The organism is Rarobacter faecitabidus (genome assembly GCF_006716265.1).
Lineage (GTDB): Bacteria > Actinomycetota > Actinomycetes > Actinomycetales > Cellulomonadaceae > Rarobacter > Rarobacter faecitabidus.
The window spans coordinates 160,910-176,987 of the sequence record NZ_VFOS01000003.1; the positions used below are offsets into that span (position 1 = coordinate 160,910).

13 protein-coding genes are annotated in these 16,078 nt (G+C 68.9%); 8 read left to right on the forward strand and 5 right to left on the reverse strand.

Annotation, left to right across the window (positions count from 1 at the left end; all coding sequences use genetic code 11):
* Positions 1 to 285: 285 nt before the first annotated feature.
* Positions 286 to 2,625 carry a phosphoribosylformylglycinamidine synthase subunit PurL gene (gene purL, locus FB461_RS09940; protein ID WP_142121643.1) on the reverse strand — a complete coding sequence of 780 codons (2,340 nt, stop codon included), beginning with the start codon at positions 2,623 to 2,625 and terminating at the stop codon, positions 286 to 288.
* Between the two features lie 130 nt (positions 2,626 to 2,755).
* Between purL and FB461_RS09945 the strand changes: the two genes are divergently transcribed.
* The 4 genes from FB461_RS09945 to FB461_RS09960 all read left to right on the forward strand — a co-directional run bounded on the left by FB461_RS09945 (position 2,756) and on the right by FB461_RS09960 (position 6,159).
* Positions 2,756 to 3,640 (forward strand): DUF2599 domain-containing protein, encoded by an 885-nt coding sequence (locus tag FB461_RS09945; protein ID WP_170222704.1) that lies wholly within the window; start codon positions 2,756 to 2,758, stop codon positions 3,638 to 3,640.
* Between the two features lie 102 nt (positions 3,641 to 3,742).
* Positions 3,743 to 4,438: a TetR/AcrR family transcriptional regulator gene (locus FB461_RS09950; RefSeq protein ID WP_170222705.1), complete on the forward strand. Its 696-nt coding sequence runs from the start codon at positions 3,743 to 3,745 to the stop codon at positions 4,436 to 4,438.
* An 84-nt stretch (positions 4,439 to 4,522) separates the two neighbouring features.
* A complete protein-coding gene (locus FB461_RS09955) occupies positions 4,523 to 4,939 on the forward strand; it encodes a rhodanese-like domain-containing protein (protein ID WP_142121654.1) in 417 nt (138 codons plus the stop codon).
* Positions 4,936 to 6,159, forward strand: a complete 1,224-nt coding sequence (locus tag FB461_RS09960) for an O-succinylhomoserine sulfhydrylase (RefSeq protein WP_142121656.1) — start codon at positions 4,936 to 4,938, stop codon at positions 6,157 to 6,159. The genes FB461_RS09955 and FB461_RS09960 overlap by 4 nt, the downstream gene beginning before the upstream one ends.
* A 164-nt stretch (positions 6,160 to 6,323) precedes the next feature.
* Here FB461_RS09960 and FB461_RS09965 read toward each other — a convergent pair whose 3' ends face one another.
* Positions 6,324 to 7,481, reverse strand: coding sequence for an AI-2E family transporter (locus FB461_RS09965; RefSeq protein ID WP_142121658.1), 1,158 nt, complete (start codon positions 7,479 to 7,481; stop codon positions 6,324 to 6,326).
* Between the two features lie 126 nt (positions 7,482 to 7,607).
* On the opposite strand from FB461_RS09965, the gene cobA reads away from it, so the two are divergent.
* Positions 7,608 to 8,375 carry a uroporphyrinogen-III C-methyltransferase gene (cobA, locus tag FB461_RS09970; RefSeq protein WP_142121661.1) on the forward strand — a complete coding sequence of 256 codons (768 nt, stop codon included), beginning with the start codon at positions 7,608 to 7,610 and terminating at the stop codon, positions 8,373 to 8,375.
* 280 nt (positions 8,376 to 8,655) lie between these two features.
* On the opposite strand, the gene FB461_RS09975 is transcribed toward cobA, so the two are convergent.
* Positions 8,656 to 9,855 (reverse strand): glutamyl-tRNA reductase, encoded by a 1,200-nt coding sequence (locus FB461_RS09975; protein WP_170222706.1) that lies wholly within the window; start codon positions 9,853 to 9,855, stop codon positions 8,656 to 8,658.
* Between the two features lie 112 nt (positions 9,856 to 9,967).
* On the opposite strand from FB461_RS09975, the gene hemC reads away from it, so the two are divergent.
* Genes hemC through hemL form a run of 3 tightly spaced genes read left to right on the forward strand, consistent with a single transcriptional unit; the run spans position 9,968 to position 14,317 of the window.
* Positions 9,968 to 11,887 (forward strand): hydroxymethylbilane synthase, encoded by a 1,920-nt coding sequence (gene hemC / locus FB461_RS12450; RefSeq protein WP_142121665.1) that lies wholly within the window; start codon positions 9,968 to 9,970, stop codon positions 11,885 to 11,887.
* A gap of 1 nt (position 11,888) precedes the next feature.
* Positions 11,889 to 12,998, forward strand: a complete 1,110-nt coding sequence (hemB, locus tag FB461_RS09985) for a porphobilinogen synthase (protein ID WP_142121667.1) — start codon at positions 11,889 to 11,891, stop codon at positions 12,996 to 12,998.
* Positions 12,995 to 14,317 (forward strand): glutamate-1-semialdehyde 2,1-aminomutase, encoded by a 1,323-nt coding sequence (gene hemL, locus FB461_RS09990; protein WP_142121669.1) that lies wholly within the window; start codon positions 12,995 to 12,997, stop codon positions 14,315 to 14,317. The genes hemB and hemL overlap by 4 nt, the downstream gene beginning before the upstream one ends.
* A gap of 63 nt (positions 14,318 to 14,380) precedes the next feature.
* Here hemL and FB461_RS09995 read toward each other — a convergent pair whose 3' ends face one another.
* Both FB461_RS09995 and FB461_RS10000 read right to left on the reverse strand, forming a co-directional pair.
* Positions 14,381 to 14,596: a hypothetical protein gene (locus FB461_RS09995; RefSeq protein ID WP_142121671.1), complete on the reverse strand. Its 216-nt coding sequence runs from the start codon at positions 14,594 to 14,596 to the stop codon at positions 14,381 to 14,383.
* An 83-nt stretch (positions 14,597 to 14,679) separates the two neighbouring features.
* Entirely contained in the window at positions 14,680 to 16,071 is a 1,392-nt protein-coding gene (locus FB461_RS10000; RefSeq protein WP_211349894.1) for a glycoside hydrolase family 3 N-terminal domain-containing protein, read from the reverse strand.
* Between the last annotated feature and the right edge of the window lie 7 nt (positions 16,072 to 16,078).

Here is a 16,078-nt window from a genome sequence, read left to right on the forward strand (position 1 = left end):
TGCCACTTCGCCACTCGCCACTCGCCACTCGCCACTCGCCACGACAGAACACCGGTTAGGGTTGCTCGACGCGCGATATATCGTGTGTCGAGCAACCCTAACCGGTGTTTGCGGGATTTTCAGTCACGCATTCCCCGCGTCCGTGACGACAGTAACGACCGGTGGCCGGTGTTTGCGGGATTTTCAGTCACGCATTCCCGGCCGCGCACCGGCACGGCCGGCTCAGCGTGGGCAGGCTCAGGCAGAGGGCAGAGTGCTCCGGACAGCGGGCAGAATGTTCAGGGCTCAGCCGAACAGCTTGGGAAGCGTCCCCTCGAAGAGTTCACGCGCCTCGGCCAGCGGCACCTCGAACGACCCCGCCACATTGACCGTGGCGTCCTCTCTGCTCGTGGTCGTACCGATCACGGCCGCGGGGACACCGTGGTTCTCGGCCAGCGAGGTGAAGGCGGCGACCTTCTCGCTGGGAACGGCGACGAGCACGCGCGCGGTCGATTCCGAGAACAGCGCCTCGAACTGGTTGATGCCGTCGCGCTCGCGAATCGCGTCGAGATTGACCGTCACGCCGTAACCGTGCCGCAGGGCCGCCTCGAAAAGTCCCTGGCTCAGTCCGCCCTCGGACAGGTCGTGCGCGCCGGCGACTACGCCAGCGGAGCGCGCCGCCTGCAGAAGTTCGGCCAGCGAGCGCTCGGCGTCGAAATCCACGATCGGCGGCACCCCGCCGAGTTGCCCGTGCACGACATCCGCCCAGGCGGAACCGTCGAGTTCGCCGCGTGTGCGTCCCAGCAGCATGACGGCGAGCCCGGCCTCGGACCAGCCCATGGGGATTGCGGCGCGGACATCGTCCAGCACGCCGAGCACACCGACCACCGGGGTGGGGTGAATCGACGAATCGGACTCGTCCGGATCGCCGGTCGTGTTGTACAGCGACACGTTGCCGCCCGTGACCGGAACGCCCAGTTCTTTACAGGCCTCGGCCAGGCCCTCGATGGCCTCGACGAGCTGCCACATCGTGGCCGGATGCTCCGGGGTACCGAAGTTGAGGCAGTCGGTGACCGCTAGCGGGCGGGCGCCGACGGTGGCGACGTTGCGGTACGCCTCCGCGAGCGCGAGCTGAGCACCCGTGCGCGGGTCGAGCTTCGCGTAGCGACCGTTCGCATCGGTGGCGAGGGCCACGCCGAGTCCGGTGGACTCGTCCACGCGGATCACGCCGGAGTCGTCCGGCTGGGCGAGTGCGGTGTTGCCCTGCACGAACCGATCGTACTGGTTCGTCACCCAGGCCGGCGACGCGAGGTTGGGCGAACCGAGCAGCCGCATGGCGGTCGCGCGAAGTTCGTCGCCGGTGCTCGGACGGGCGTAGTTGATGCGTCCCTCGGCGGTCGATACGGAGTCGCGGTTAAGGGCGTCCTGCCACTGCGGGCGCGCATACGGGCGGTCGTAGACCGGACCCTCGTGCGCCACCGTGCGCGGATCGACGTCCACGATCCGCTGGCCATGGTGATCGATCGTGAGGCGGCCCGAGTCGTTGACCTCGCCGACCACGGACGATTCAACGTCCCACTTGCTCGTGATGGCGAGGAACTCGTCGAGCTTCTCGGGAGTGACGACCGCCATCATGCGCTCCTGCGATTCGCTCATCAGGATCTCACCGGCGTTCAGCGTGGGGTCGCGCAGCAGGACGTCGTCCAGCCAGACGTGCATCCCGCCCTCGCCGTTCGAGGCGAGCTCGGACGTCGCGCACGAGATACCGGCGGCGCCCAGGTCTTGGATGCCCTCGACGACCCCGGCCTTGTAGAGCTCGAGGCAGCACTCGATAAGTACCTTCTCCATGAAGGGGTCGCCCACCTGGACGCTCGGCCGCTTGGCGGGCACGCCGTCCTCGAACGTCTCCGAGGCGAGGATGGAGGCGCCGCCAATGCCGTCACCACCGGTGCGCGCGCCGAAGAGGACGACCTTGTTGCCCACGCCGGACGCGTTGGCGAGGTGGATGTCCTCGTGGCGCAGCACGCCGAGGCAGAGCGCGTTCACGAGCGGGTTGCCCTGATAGGACGAGTCGAAGACCAGTTCGCCGCCGATGTTCGGCAGGCCGAGGCTGTTGCCGTAGCCGCCGACCCCCGCGACAACGCCGTGCACGACGCGGGCGGTGTCCGGGTGGTCCACAGCCCCGAAACGGAGCTGATCCATGACGGCCACCGGTCGCGCGCCCATGGAGATGATGTCGCGGACGATGCCGCCCACGCCCGTCGCCGCGCCCTGGTAGGGCTCGACGAAGCTCGGGTGGTTGTGGGACTCGACCTTGAACGTGACGGCCCAGCCGTCGCCGATGTCGACGACGCCCGCGTTCTCACCCATGCCCACCAGGAGGTGCTTCTTCATCTCCTCGGTCGTGGCATCGCCGAACTTGCGCAGGTGCACCTTGGACGACTTGTACGAGCAGTGCTCCGACCACATCACGGAGTACATCGCGAGTTCGGCCGCGGTGGGGCGCCGGCCAAGCAGTTCGCGGATGCGATCGTACTCATCCGCCTTGAGGCCGAGTTCCGCGTACGGCTGCGGCTCATCGGGAGTAGCCGCGGCCCGCTCCACGGTGTCAAGGATCGGCGCTTGGTGGTTGGCGGTCTCGCTCATCGGTTCCCTCAGCAGAAGTGGCACTGGTGGCGCGCTGTTTCGCGGTGGCGGACACCATTCGGGCGCCGCGCAAACCGGACTGCATGCATGTAGCAGTCTACCCGCCTCGTGAATGCGTGAAGATGGGGTGGTGACCCTCCGCTCTTCGCGCCGCAGCCTGGCAATCAGTGCCGCGATCGCCATCGCGTTCCCGATGGTGATGGCGGGCTGCGGGGTCGGCGGATCCACGATCGATTCGCCGTCGGGTCCACCTGTCGCTGAGGACGAGGCCTCCTCCGCGGCCCCATCCCCGAGCGGACCGCCCGCGCCGGGGCAGCCGGACGAGGCCGTCCCATACCTGGATCTCGGCTCGTTCACGATATCCAGCGACGGCGATGTGACCTATCGGGAGGGCGCGGGCAAGACCAGCGCATTGGACGATTCGACGTCGCTCGTGTGGGCGCCCAGGTCAGCGACGGCCCCCTACACGGCTCGTTTCCTCATCGAGGCGGCCGATGTTGCGGCCTCGGCGCTGCCCGACGGCTCGGTGGTGCTGGAGCGCGACGGAGAACTCGTCCTCGCTATCGCAAGCCTGGAACCCGCCCAGGAAGCCCTGGCGCGCGACCTGGCCGACGCCGCGGGTACGAGCGCGCCGCCCTCGCCCTTCGCCTCGGCGGAGTGGGAGCCTGCACGCACCGGCGCGGGGTACGAGGTCACGGCGCTCGTGACGGCGGGCAGGCTTGTCGCCATCTGGGGAACCGCCACCATCGAATCGGTGCGCTGGCTCGACCGTGGCGAGGGTGGGAAGTCCCTCGCAGCGACGCCGACTGCGCTCGGCAGGCTCGCGAGCGAGGCGCCCTATCGCTACGCGATGGGGGAGGTCGCGTCAATCGCCCCGGCGGCGGATACGACAGTCATGGACAAGCAACTGAGATGCCATCTGCTTGGAGCCCGCGCCAAGGAATCCTGGAATCTTGAGCCGTGGCGCCCGGATGTCGACTTCGCGGAGTACCTGCTGGCTCGCTGCAATCCCTAGCGCTTCGCCGGTCAACCCCAGTAAGTGGCCCGCTCGCCCCCAGAAAAACGAGCAGGGGCCGATCCACTAGTGCGAAGCATGCCCGCAAGCATAGAATCAGGCGTGCAAACAACGCGTTCTCACGACACGCGGCTGCGGCTTCTGACCGCCGCCGCCGAGGTCCTCGCAGACGAGGGCTACGCCGCGACGTCCCTATCGACCGTAGCGGCACGTATCGGCCTCACCAAGGGTGCCTTTGCCTACCACTTTCCCACCAAGGGCACGATCTCGGAGGCGCTGCGCGACGAGTTCCTCGCCACGGTCGATGGCATCGAGGCGCGCAGCCGTGAGGTGTTCCCGGACAAGCCCGCCCAGGCATTCCTCCTCTACCTCGCGGGCATTGGCTCAACGCTGGTCTCGGACCCGGTGTTCCGCGGCGCGTCGGCTCTCTCGTTCGACCTGTCCGCCCCGCGCCGGGACGCCGTTGACATGCTCACGCGCACGCTGTGGCACCTGGAGCGCTTCATCGCCGACTTCGACACCGCGGGGACCGCTCGGGCGGATCGGACGCCCGCCGACCTGGCCGAGGTCGTGCTGTGGATGCTCATGGGACAGAACTTCACCGGGCGCCGGCTCGTCAGGACGGCCGCGAATCCCGACCTGACCAGCCGCGTATTGCTGGAACTGACCCACGTCGAGAACCCGGACGCCGCGATCGAGGAGGTATCGGCACTCCTGCGATCAGGTGAGATGGAATACCGGGTGATCACGTTTCAGGCGGGCGAGTTGGCTCCAGAGAAACCCCTCGACGCCGGGTAGCGTCTCACTATTCGGACTCGCACCCTATCGATTCCGAGACAGGAGCATCCTGCTGTAAGTATTACTGTCACAACAGGAGGCACCATGTCGTACGCAGGCGATCTCACTCCGCAAGAAGCCTGGGACTTCTTAGCGGCCAATCCTCAGGCCGTGCTCGTCGATGTTCGCACTCCGCAGGAATGGGCGCAGATAGGCGTACCGGTGACCGAGGAACTGGGACGTGACGCCGCATTCGTGTCGTGGCTCGGCGATGGTGGTGTGCCCAATCCAGCCTTCGTCGAGGACCTCAAGGAGCTCGGTCTCGAAGCCGGCGACGAACGCCCCATCGTATTCCTGTGCCGCTCGGGTCAGCGCTCGATCGCCGCTGCGCTTGCCGCGACCGATGCCGGGCTCGGACCGGCCTACAACATCCTCGAAGGCTTCGAGGGCGGCGTCGACGCATTCGGCAACCGCGGTGTTGGCGGGTGGAAGACGGCTGGACTCGCCTGGAAGCAATCATGAGCGGTTCCGGTCACAAGCCGCTACCCGAATGGGTGCACCCCGACACGGTGGCGGTGCGCGGCGGTCACGTCCGCAGCGAGTTCGGCGAAACCTCCGAGGGCATCTTCCTCACGCAGGGCTACGTCTACGACCGCGCGCAGGATGCCGAGGACGCATTCCTTGGGCTGACCGACACGTACATGTATTCGCGCTATTCGAACCCGACCGTGCGCGTCTTCGAGGAGCGCCTGCGGCTCCTCGACGGCGCCGAGGCCGCCTATGCGACCGCGACCGGGATGTCTGCCGTGTTCACCTCGATCGCGTCCGTGGTCCAGTCGGGCTCACGCATTGTCGCTGCACGCGCGCTGTTCGGTTCGACTCTCGTCGTGTTCAACGAGATCCTTGCCAAGTGGGGGGTCACGACCGACTACGTCGACGGACACGAGATCGACCAGTGGCGCGAGGCGCTCTCCAGGCCGGCCGACGTCGTCTTCTTCGAGACGCCGTCCAACCCGATGCAGGACATCATCGACGTGGCCGCCGTCACCGAACTCGCCCACGCGGCGGGCGCCCTGGTGATCGTGGACAACGTCTTCGCCACCCCGATCCTGCAACGCCCGCTCGACTTGGGCGTGGATGTCGTCGTCTACTCGGCCACGAAGCACATCGACGGGCAGGGACGCGTGCTGGGCGGGGCTATCCTCGGCTCGGACGAGTACATCCACGGATCCGTGGAGAAGTTGATCCGCAACACAGGTCCGTCCCTGAGCCCTTTCAACGCGTGGATACTGCTCAAGGGCCTGGAGACGCTGTCCGTTCGCGTGAACGCTCAGAACGCCAGCGCACTCGCCGTGGCCACCGCGCTGAGCGAGGCACCCGAGATCGCGCGGGTCCGCTATCCATACCTGCCTTCGCACCCGCAGTACGAACTAGCGCGCCGGCAGCAGTCGGGTGGCGGCACCGTCGTCACCTTCGACCTCGCCGTCGATGAGAACACCGACCCGATCGCGGCTAAGCAGCGCACCTACCGGTTCCTCGACGCACTGCAGATCGCCGATATCTCGAACAACCTCGGCGACGCCAAATCGATCGTGACGCACCCCGCGACGACCACGCACTCCAAGTTGGGCGTCGAGGGCCGGGCAGCCGTCGGCATCGCCGAGACCACGGTCAGGCTATCGGTCGGTCTTGAGGATTCGCGCGACATCATTCAGGACGTGCAGCAGGCGCTGCGGGCGTGACCTCCGCTGGGCGGGCGTAGCGTCCGCAGGCGGGCGTAGCGTTCGCAGGCGGACGTAGCGTCCGCAGGCGGGCGTAGCGTCCGCAGGCGGGCGTAGCGTCCGCAGGCGGACGTGACCTAGGCCGGGCGATGGGCAGGGCGACGCGGGAACTGGTCCCGCCGCGGCTAGGAGTCGGTTTCGGTGTCGTCCCTCGAACGCAGCGGGACCGGTCCCGTCTGGTTCGGGTCACGGAACAAATCGGAGTCCACGAGCTCGTGCCGTCGCACGTACGTGGATAGACCTGCCTGAATCACGGCGGCGATGGGAAGGCCGATGAATGCGCCGACCGCCCCGAACACCGATCCGAAGGCGATCACCACTATGAACGCAACGGCCGGGTTCATCTCGAGCGCCTTGGCGGAGATCTTGGGCTGCAGCCACAGGTTCTCCACCTGCTGATACGCGACGATGAACACGAGGATGATGAGCGCCTGGATCGGCCCCTGGCTCGCGAGCGCCACCAGAATCGGCAAGGCGCCGCCGATGTAGGTACCGATGGTCGGCACGAATTGCGAGATCAGGCCGGTGAACAGCGCCAGCGGCACGGAGTACGGCGTGCGCAGGATAGTCAGGCAGGCGAATGTGGCGAGGCTGGACACGAGTGCCAGCACCAGCCGGGAGCTGATGAATCCAGAGACTTTGTCCTGCGTGATCTCCCACAGTCGCAGCACCTCGGTCTGCTGATCCTGCGGCAGGAACCCGCACACCGTCCGGCGCAGTTTGGGGCCGGCCGCGAGCAGGTAGTACGTGACGAGCAGGATCGACATCGTGGCGAACAGCGTGCTCACCACGCCCGAGCCGATGGCCACGGCCCCGGAAGTAAAGCTGTCCCCGAAGCGCTCCATCGCCTGCGATATCAGGTCGTTGTTCTCCGGGATCTTGACGTTGAATCGGGCCTCGAGCGTATCTCGCAGGCCATTCCAGATATCCGGTGCCTGCTTCGTGAACTCGATGATCTGCTGCACGAGCAGCTGGCCGAACAGCGCGATGATCACGAGCGAGATGAGCAGGAACCCACCGAGTGCGACTCCGGCGGCGGCGCCACGCTTCCACTTGTGCCGGATCATGAAGAGCACGGCCGGCTCCAGGGCGAGCGCCAGGAAGAACGCCAGCAGCAGGTACAGGCCAAGCGTGGACAGTTGCCCGAGCGCGCGCCAGGCGAAGAGCGCTACGAACACCGTCACGACCGCCATGATGAACGCTTTGAGGAGCCAGCGGGGCGGCTGCGTGGAGTTACCGGAACCTTGGCGTGGTGGAGGAATCACTGGAATGGGCTGGGTCATGGCAACACGCTAGCGCATGGTGTTGGCCGAGGAACGACCATCCCCATCAGTTCCGGCCAGTTGTCGGTAAAGTACCCGAATAGGGCAGCGCGGACAGCGGTCCGCAATTACTTGCAGGAGGCAGCAGTGACCACCGAGCCCGCCCCGGTTGCGCCGCGAGACACGTCGGGATCCGTCACGCTCGTGGGCGCCGGCCCCGGCGACCCCGACCTGATCACCGTCGCCGGGTTGCGCGCCCTGGAGGCAGCCGATGTGGTGTTCGCCGACCGGCTCGGCCCCGGCGAGGCTCTGCGGAGCGCGGCCCCGCGGGCCCGCTGGGTGGATGTGGGCAAGCTGCCCGGCTGGCACAAGGTTCCCCAAGAGGAAATCAACCGGCTGCTGGTGCAGACCGCGCTGGCGGGCAACCGAGTGGTGCGGCTCAAGGGCGGGGATCCGTTCGTGTTCGGCCGCGGGCAGGAGGAGGCCGCGGCGTGCCGCGCGGCTGGCGTGCCCGTCCGCGTGATCCCGGGAGTCACGAGCGCGATCGCGGTTCCCGGCGCCGCAGGAATCCCGGTGACGTCGCGCGGCCTGTCCCGGTCAGTATCCATAGTCACGGGGCATGAGGAGTTTTCGGACGAGTTCTCCGCCGCGGCCGCGGCCATCGTCCAAGATGGTGGGACTCTCGTCGTGCTGATGGGGATGCTGCGCCTCGCGGGGCATCTGGCCGCGCTGACCGGCGCGGGACTCGATCCGGCAACTCCCGCGGCTGTCGTGCAAGAAGGGCTCACGCCTCAGCAGAGATCCATCGTGGCGACGGTCGGCACGCTGGCGCAGGTGGCCGCTCAGACCGGCCTAGGGAATCCGGCCGTCATCGTGGTGGGGCAGGTCGCCGCACTAAGCGCGTCTGCCACCTGATGCCTCACGAACACGATCGGGCAGATCGCTACTTAGTCCTGCCGGAACCTTGACACGCCCCTTTTCAGGTCCCACCGGGCTGGCGTCACGGCCCAAACATCGTTTGCTGGGTTTTCGTTCGCTTGCTAGGAAATTTCCCCTGGTAAACGAACAAAAATCCCGCACGCAACGGGATAGGCGGCGCGGAGCCACGTGGCAGGGCGTGAGTCGCAACGGGAAGGCGGCGCGGAGCCACGGAGCAGGGCGTGCGGCGCGACGGGGAAGGCAATGCGGGTGCGGGCTACGTGTGCGCAGCTGCCTTCAGCCGAGTGATCCGGGCGTGCAGGTCGCGCTTGCGCTCGAGCCGGACTTTTCGCACCAGATATTCGATCTCGGCGGGGTCCAAGAATTCCCCGAAGGCGTCCAGGAGCGCCGATCGCTCGCGCGCGATGTCCTGCTCGGCTCGCGCGACCTCGTCAGCGAGCGTGCTGGCCAGCAGTCGCTCGTCTAGCCGTGCCCGGAATCGGCCGATGCCCGCTTCGATGATGAGGCGCGCCGACAGGACCGGCGCCTCGCCAAGCTCGGGAGCGTGCGTGCGCACGGTGTCCAGATCGATGAGGCGCACCCGCGGGTTCTGAGCGCAGGCGGGGTCGATGTCCCGTTCGAGCGAGAGGTCTATCAGAACCTGGGCCTGCGCACCGCGCAGCGTCTCGGGCGTCACGATTCGCCCGCTGCGTCCGGAGCAGCTGACGATGACGTCGACTCGCCGAAGTGTCGCGGCCAGTTCGGATCGGCCGACGATCTCGACCTGACGCTCGCGAGCGAAGTGGCGGGCACGCCCCGTGTGGGAGTAAACCGCGATGTCCGTGCAGCCACGCGCCCGAAGTGCGGCATAGGTCAGCGCCGCGTAGTTCCCGGTGCCGATGAGCAGCACCGACCTTCCGCTGAAGCCGCGGCCGGGAACGGCGGGTCGCGAAGGCAATGCGTCGGCGGCGACGTCTAGCCCGACAGTCGCCACGGATCGGCCGTGCTCGCGCAGTCCGGTTTCGGCATCGACCTCTCGCGCGACGCGGATCGCATCCTGGAACAGTCGGTCCAGCGTGGCGCTCAGCGTCCCCACTGCGCGGGATGCCTCGAGGGCGCGAGACACCTGCCGCGTGACTTCTCGTTCGCCGATGACCATCGACTCGAGCCCCGAGGCCACTGAGAACAGGTGCTCGACAGCGGCCTGCCCCTCGAAGGTGGAGAACGCGGCGGCGACGGAGGCCTCGTCCATCAGGCACTCCCCCGCGATGACCCCCAGCGCCTGGGAGCGGGCCGCCATCCGGTCGCCGCGCGTCTCGAGGTAGATCTCGAAGCGATTGCAGGTAGCGAGCACGATGACGCCGGTGCCGAGCCGCGCGGCCAGCGCACGGTCGAGACCCGCCGCCCGATGGGATAGGCAGGCGACGAGTTCAAGGTCTGTGCTGCGGTGCGACGCGCTGAGGGCAACGAGGTTCACGATGGGGGAATCGTACCAATTGCCCCCCTGGGCGGATCAACCAGGGTCCGACTTTTGGGATCGGTTCGCGGCGCCCAGGCGCGCTGGTACCCGTTCATGACACAGTTGGACCATGACCCTCCCGGATCGGCCGCTGCGCCTTGGCACGCGCGGGTCGGCGCTCGCGCGCACGCAGTCTGGCCTGGTCGTAAGCGCCCTGGAAGCGCTTGGGGTTCGGGTGGAGATCGTGCCCATCGTCACGTCGGGCGACCGGTCCACCGCGCCCCTGACGCAGATCGGCGGGACCGGGGTATTCGTCACCGCCGTGCGCGACGCGCTGCTCGCTGACCGCTGCGATCTCGCCGTTCATTCACTCAAGGACCTGCCCGTGGACGGCGTGCCGGGGTTGACGCTCGCGGCGGTTCCCGCGCGGGCGGATGTCCGCGATGCCCTGTGCGCGCGCGACGGATACCGGCTCGCGGATCTGCCGCCAGGTGCCGTGATCGGCACGGGCTCGCACCGGCGCGCCCTGCACCTCACCGCGCTCCGCCCGGACCTTCGAGTCGTAGGCCTGCGCGGCAACGTCGATTCGCGGGTCGAACGCGTACGCTCCGGCGAGTTGGACGCCGTGGTGCTGGCTGCGGCCGGGCTCGAACGCCTGGGCCTGCTCGCGAGCGTCACCGAGTTCTTCGCGCCCCTCGATTCGCCGCCCGCTCCCGGGCAAGGCGCGCTGGCAATCGAATGCCGTAGTGAGGACGAGGCCACCGTCGCCCTTCTCGCGGCTCTCGACGACCGCGCCACGCGCCACGCCGTGATCGCCGAGCGTGCCGTCCTGGCGCGCCTCGATGCCGGTTGCACCGCGCCTGTCGGGGCGTGGGGGCGAATCGATGGCGACGAGTTGCTGGTGGATGCGCTGATCTGGCGCGAGGGCGGCGATGAGCCCCTGCGCGCCCGGGCCGCGTGGCCGATTCGGGCGGCAGGTGGGAGCACTACGGAATCCGCAGGCGCCGACGGCGGCTCGCAGGCAGTGGCCGGGACCGCTCTGGACGCGGCCGCTACGCGCGCGACCGCCGGGTCGGGATCCGCCGGGTCCGCGTCCACTGCGTCGGCGGCCGCCACGCGCGCGACCGCTTCGTCGGGAGCCGGGCTGACCGAGGCGGACGCTGCGGCGCTCGGCACCTGGGTGGCCGAGGACCTGCTGCGCCAGGGTGCCGATGCGGTCGAGGGAATCGGCGCCAAACCGGCGCCGACCATCGTGGTCCCCATCCCCGCCGACGGCTCCTCCCGTTGGGAGGACTGCGCGCGCGAGGCGGGACTCGTACCGGAATCGATCGAACTCCTCAGCGCCGAATACGAGCATGACGCCCCGGCAGTGGCGGCGCTCGTGATGGATCTGGGACGGGGTTCCTACACTCACCTCGCCCTCACGAGTTCGCGCGCGCTGACGGCCCTCAAGCGGGCGGGCGAGCCGCTGGCCGCGGTGCAGCGCGTTGGCGGCTTCACGGTTGCGGCCATCGGCCCGGCGACCGCGGCGGCGGCAATCGCCGCTGGGCTGTCCGTCGGGCTCGTCCCCGCCGAGGATCACTCGGCCCACGGGCTCGCGGCCGGATTACTCCGCACGCGCCATGCGGCGGGCTCGGCCGCGATACCGCATTCGGACCTCGCGGACGGCCGACTCGCGGCGGAACTGCGCGGTGCCGGATGGCGGGTGGACGAGGTCATCGCCTATCGCATCCACGCCGCTTTGCCCGCCGTCACCGACTGGTCCCTGCGACCACCGGACCTCGTCTTCCTGACATCGGGATCTGCAGCGCACGCCTGGCACCAGTTGATCGCGGCCACGCCAGCCATCCGGGGCGCCGGAGCGATCGTCCTGGGACGCGGCGCCGCCGATGCGGCCGCCGCGCTGGGAATTCCGGTCATCGCCACCGCGACCGCCGCCGACGCACCATCCCTGACCCGCGCCATGCGTAACGCCCGGGAAATCGTGAACGGTCACAATGAGGGCGGGAAGACTCGTCCACCACCACCCGCCCCCACCGAAGGAGCGTGACATGCCGCATCTGCGCCCTCGAAGGGCCCGCCGGACGCCCGCGATCCGCGAGTTGCTCACGCAAACGCGACTCCACCCGCGCGACCTGGTACTGCCCGTGTTCGTCAAGGAAGGGCTCCAGGAGCCCGCCGAGATCCGCTCTATGCCGGGGGTCTATCAGCACACCATCGCGTCCGTGCGCGACCTCACCGAGCAGGCGCGCGACGCCGGACTAGGCGGGATCATGGTCTTCGCCGTGCCGCAGTCGCGAGACGCACTCGGTTCGGGGGCGACCGACCCTGATGGATTCTTCGCGGCCGCGATCCGGGCCGTCGCGCAAGCGGCCGAGGGCGCCCTCGTGGTGATGTCGGACATCTGCTTGGACGAGTTCACGGACCACGGGCACTGCGGCGTCCTGCGACCCGACGGCACGATCGACAACGATGCGACCATCGACCGGTACGCGCAGATGGCCGTCATCCACGCCGACGCGGGGGCCGATGTCGTCGGCCTGTCGGGGATGATGGACGGCCAGACCGCGGAGGTGCGCGCGGCGCTCGACGATGCCGGGCTGATCGACACGCTGATCCTGAGCTACACGGCTAAGTACGCGTCCGCCTTCTACGGGCCGTTCCGCGACGCGGTCGAATCGACGTTGGAAGGCGACCGGCGGACCTACCAGATGGACCCGGCGAACCGGCGGGAAGCTCTGCGCGCCCTCGACATCGAGGAGGCATCCGGCGCGGACATCGTGATGGTGAAACCTGCGGGTTCGTATCTGGATGTGCTCGCAGACCTCGCGGCCGCATCGAGCGTGCCGGTAGCCGCCTACCAGGTCTCCGGCGAGTACGCGATGATCGAGGCCGCGAGCGCGAACGGCTGGATCGACCGGGAACGCGTGATCGTCGAGTCGCTTATCGCGATCCGCCGAGCCGGCGCCGACGTCATCCTGACCTACTACGCGCTGGAGGCGGCGGCCTGGCTGGCGGGCTCGCGCCGGGACGCATTGCCGGTCAACCCTCCTGTGGCAAGCGGATCGGCGGGCCGTGTCGCCGACGCTGGCGCCGGTTCCGGGAGGCTCGACGAGTTCCCCGCCGGACCGATTCCGCGCGCTGACGAGGTGGGTCGATGACGCACGAGAGAGCTCGTCCTCTTTCCGCCGCTGCCTTCGAGCGGGCCCGGCGCGTGCTGCCCGGTGGGGTGAACTCCCCGGTGCGCGCGTACGGCGCGGTGGGCGGGGCGCCCCGGTTCATCGCGGAGGGCCACGGCGCATGGGTCCGCGACCTAGACGGGAACGAGTATGTGGACCTCGTCGGGCAGTGGGGTCCGGCGCTACTCGGGCACGCTCATCCGGCCGTGGTGGAAGCAGTGCAGGGCGCCGCGGCGCGCGGACTGGGCTTCGGGGCGCCGACCGTGGCCGAGACGGAGCTAGCCGAGCAGATCATCGCTCGGGTTCCCGCGGTCGAGCGGGTGCGCTTCGTCTCGACCGGGACCGAAGCCACGATGACCGCAGTGCGGCTGGCGCGGGCCGCGACGGGCCGCGACCTGATCGTGAAGTTCGCGGGCTGCTACCACGGGCATGTGGACTCGCTGCTGGCCGCCGCGGGGTCGGGGGTGGCAACGCTCGGCCTGCCCGATTCGGCGGGGGTTTCGCCCGCAGTGACGGCCAGCACGGTGGTCCTGCCCTACAACGACTCGGCTGCGGTCGCGCGGACGTTCACAGAGTTCGGGGATCGCATTGCAGCGGTCATCACGGAGGCCGCGCCCGCCAACATGGGCGTCGTGCCACCCGCGCCCGGATTCAATCGGCTACTGCGCGATCTGACGGACCGGCACGGTTCGATGCTGATCCTGGACGAGGTGCTCACCGGCTTCCGCGTGTCCCCTGGCGGATGGTGGGGGCTCGAGGGATTGGACGAGGGCTGGCGCCCGGACCTGTTCACGTACGGAAAGGTGATCGGGGGCGGGCTACCGCTGGCGGCGATCGCGGGGAACGCCTCGGTGCTCGACCTGCTGGCGCCCGCCGGACCTGTCTATCAGGCGGGCACCTTGTCCGGGAACCCGCTCGCGACCGCGGCTGGCCTGGCCACGCTGCGCGCTGCTGATGCCGACGCGTACGCCCGGGTCCGCCGGGCGGCCGACCACGTCGCCCGGGCCGTCGGCGACGCCCTGAGCGGGGCCGGGGTCGCCCACTCGATCCAGCGCGCCGGCAGCCTGCTGTCTGTCGCGTTCCGCCGCGCACCCGTCCGCGACTACGACGATGCGCGCGATCAGGACCTCTGGCGGTACCCCGCGTTCTTCCACGCTATGGCCGATGCCGGAGTCCTGCTGCCCCCCTCGGGGCTGGAGGCGTGGTTCCTGTCCGCGGCGCACGATGACGTCGCGCTGGGGCGCATCGCGGCGGCTCTGCCCGGCGCGGCGCGGGCAGCGGCTGACGCTGAACTTGCCTAGGGCGCCGGCTGGCGCTGAACCTGCCTAGGGGGCGGCTGACGCCAAACCGGCCTGGGCGGCGGCTCACCCGCGGTCAACGTGCTCACCACCGGAGTCACTCAACGCTGCACGTCGTTGGGTACCCGTTGCGCGGCCGCGCTGCGCGGTGCCATCCCCGGAATCTGCCATCCCCGGAATGTCGGCGCTGCCGATCGGTCGCATCTCGCGCTCGCGCCACGGTTCGCCACGGTTCGCCACGGTTCGCCACACGATATTGCAGTTGACCGGCACGTATTTCATGCGGTGAAGTGAATTTTCGTGGTGCGAACCGGCGAGAAGGCGAAAAGGCGAACCGGCAAGGAAGGGGCCCGACGAATGTAGGACTAGAGTCCGCGCTTAGCCGCGAGCACGCGATCGCACGCCTGCGCGACGCGCGCCGCGAACTTCGGATCCTTCTTGGCCTTCGCGAGCACCGCGTCCACCATCTCGGGCACGACCGTCGGATCGGCGGAGGCGAGAACCATGTCCCCACCGGCGGCGATGAACTTCACCGCGCGGTCCGCGGGTTTCAACCCGCGCACGGCGGCGGCTGCGGACAGATCGTCCGAGATGACGACGCCATCGAACCCGAGCTTGCCGCGCAGCAGCCCGCCGATGATCTTGGCCGAGAACACTGCGCGGTGCTTCTTGTCGAGGCGCGTGTAGGTCGCCGACGACACCATCACGAACGGCGAACCATCCTCAATCGCAGCGGCAAACACCTTGACCGAGCCGGACTTCGCGCCCGTCACCCGATCGACGACCCCCGCGGAGGTGTCGGTGTTGCGGGAAACTCGTCCAAGCCCGGGGAAGTGCTTGACCGCGTCGCCTACCCCGGCGGCGCGCATCCCGCGCCCGAACGCGATGCCCTTCTTCGCCGCCTTCGCGCCGTAACCGTAGTTGCGCCCGAAGTACCCGATGGGCGGATTCTTCTTCGCCGCCTTGGCGCTCGGCACGACATCGAGCACCGGGGCGAGGTTGAGGTTCACGCCCGCCTTGGCGAGTTGACCTCCCCACTTCTTCGCGGCCTTGGTCAGTTTCTTGGACGAGTACTCCGACTGCTTCATCGCTGATGGAATAGTGGAGAATCCCTTGCCGCGCAGCACCTGCACGGCGCCGCCCTCCTGGTCGGTCGCGACGAATAGCGGCGTCCCCAGCGTCGCCGACTTCGTGGCCAGCTTCGTCAGCCGCTTCACCCTCTTCGCGACGGCCGCAGTGCCGGCGGTCGACCGCCCGTGCAGGAAAACGTTGCCGACGTGTCGCTTCGTTATCGCCGCCCGCGCGATCTGGTCCGATCCGCTGACGGGCACCCCGACCATGAATATCTGGCCGACCTGGTAGCGCAGCGGCAGGTCCGCGGCAGTGGTTCGCTTCGCGGCCGCCCGCTTGGTGGCGGGCGCTGCCGTGGCGGTGGGAGCCGTTGTCGCGGCGAGCGGCGCGGTCGTGGCAGGCGCCGTGGTCGCGGCGTGCGGCGCCGTTGTCGCGGCGGTCGGCACCGTGGTCGCGGCGAGCGCTGTGACCGCCTGAGTTTCGGACGAGTCCCCCGCCGTTCGCTGCGCGGTCGCCGGATTCGGCGACGTCACCGAGACGGACTGCGACTTCGGTGCTGGGCCTGCTGCCGCATCGAACGGCGCCTCAGGTGCGGCCCCGACGTTGCCGACGAGTGCGGTGAGGGCGAGCGCAAGGCCCGCAATGGCGGACCCTGCCCTGTGGCGCTTGACCCGGGAGTTGGTCACGGCGTCG

Excerpts from the sequence above, each read along its gene's own strand:
- purL (WP_142121643.1), bottom strand. The coding sequence starts at position 2,625 with ATGAGCGAGACCGCCAACCACCAAGCGCCGATCCTTGACACCGTGGAG.
- FB461_RS09955 (WP_142121654.1), top strand. The coding sequence starts at position 4,523 with ATGTCGTACGCAGGCGATCTCACTCCGCAAGAAGCCTGGGACTTCTTA.
- FB461_RS09960 (WP_142121656.1), top strand. The coding sequence starts at position 4,936 with ATGAGCGGTTCCGGTCACAAGCCGCTACCCGAATGGGTGCACCCCGAC.
- FB461_RS09965 (WP_142121658.1), bottom strand. The coding sequence starts at position 7,481 with ATGACCCAGCCCATTCCAGTGATTCCTCCACCACGCCAAGGTTCCGGT.
- hemC (WP_142121665.1), top strand. The coding sequence starts at position 9,968 with ATGACCCTCCCGGATCGGCCGCTGCGCCTTGGCACGCGCGGGTCGGCG.
- hemB (WP_142121667.1), top strand. The coding sequence starts at position 11,889 with ATGCCGCATCTGCGCCCTCGAAGGGCCCGCCGGACGCCCGCGATCCGC.
- hemL (WP_142121669.1), top strand. The coding sequence starts at position 12,995 with ATGACGCACGAGAGAGCTCGTCCTCTTTCCGCCGCTGCCTTCGAGCGG.
- FB461_RS09995 (WP_142121671.1), bottom strand. The coding sequence starts at position 14,596 with ATGAAATACGTGCCGGTCAACTGCAATATCGTGTGGCGAACCGTGGCG.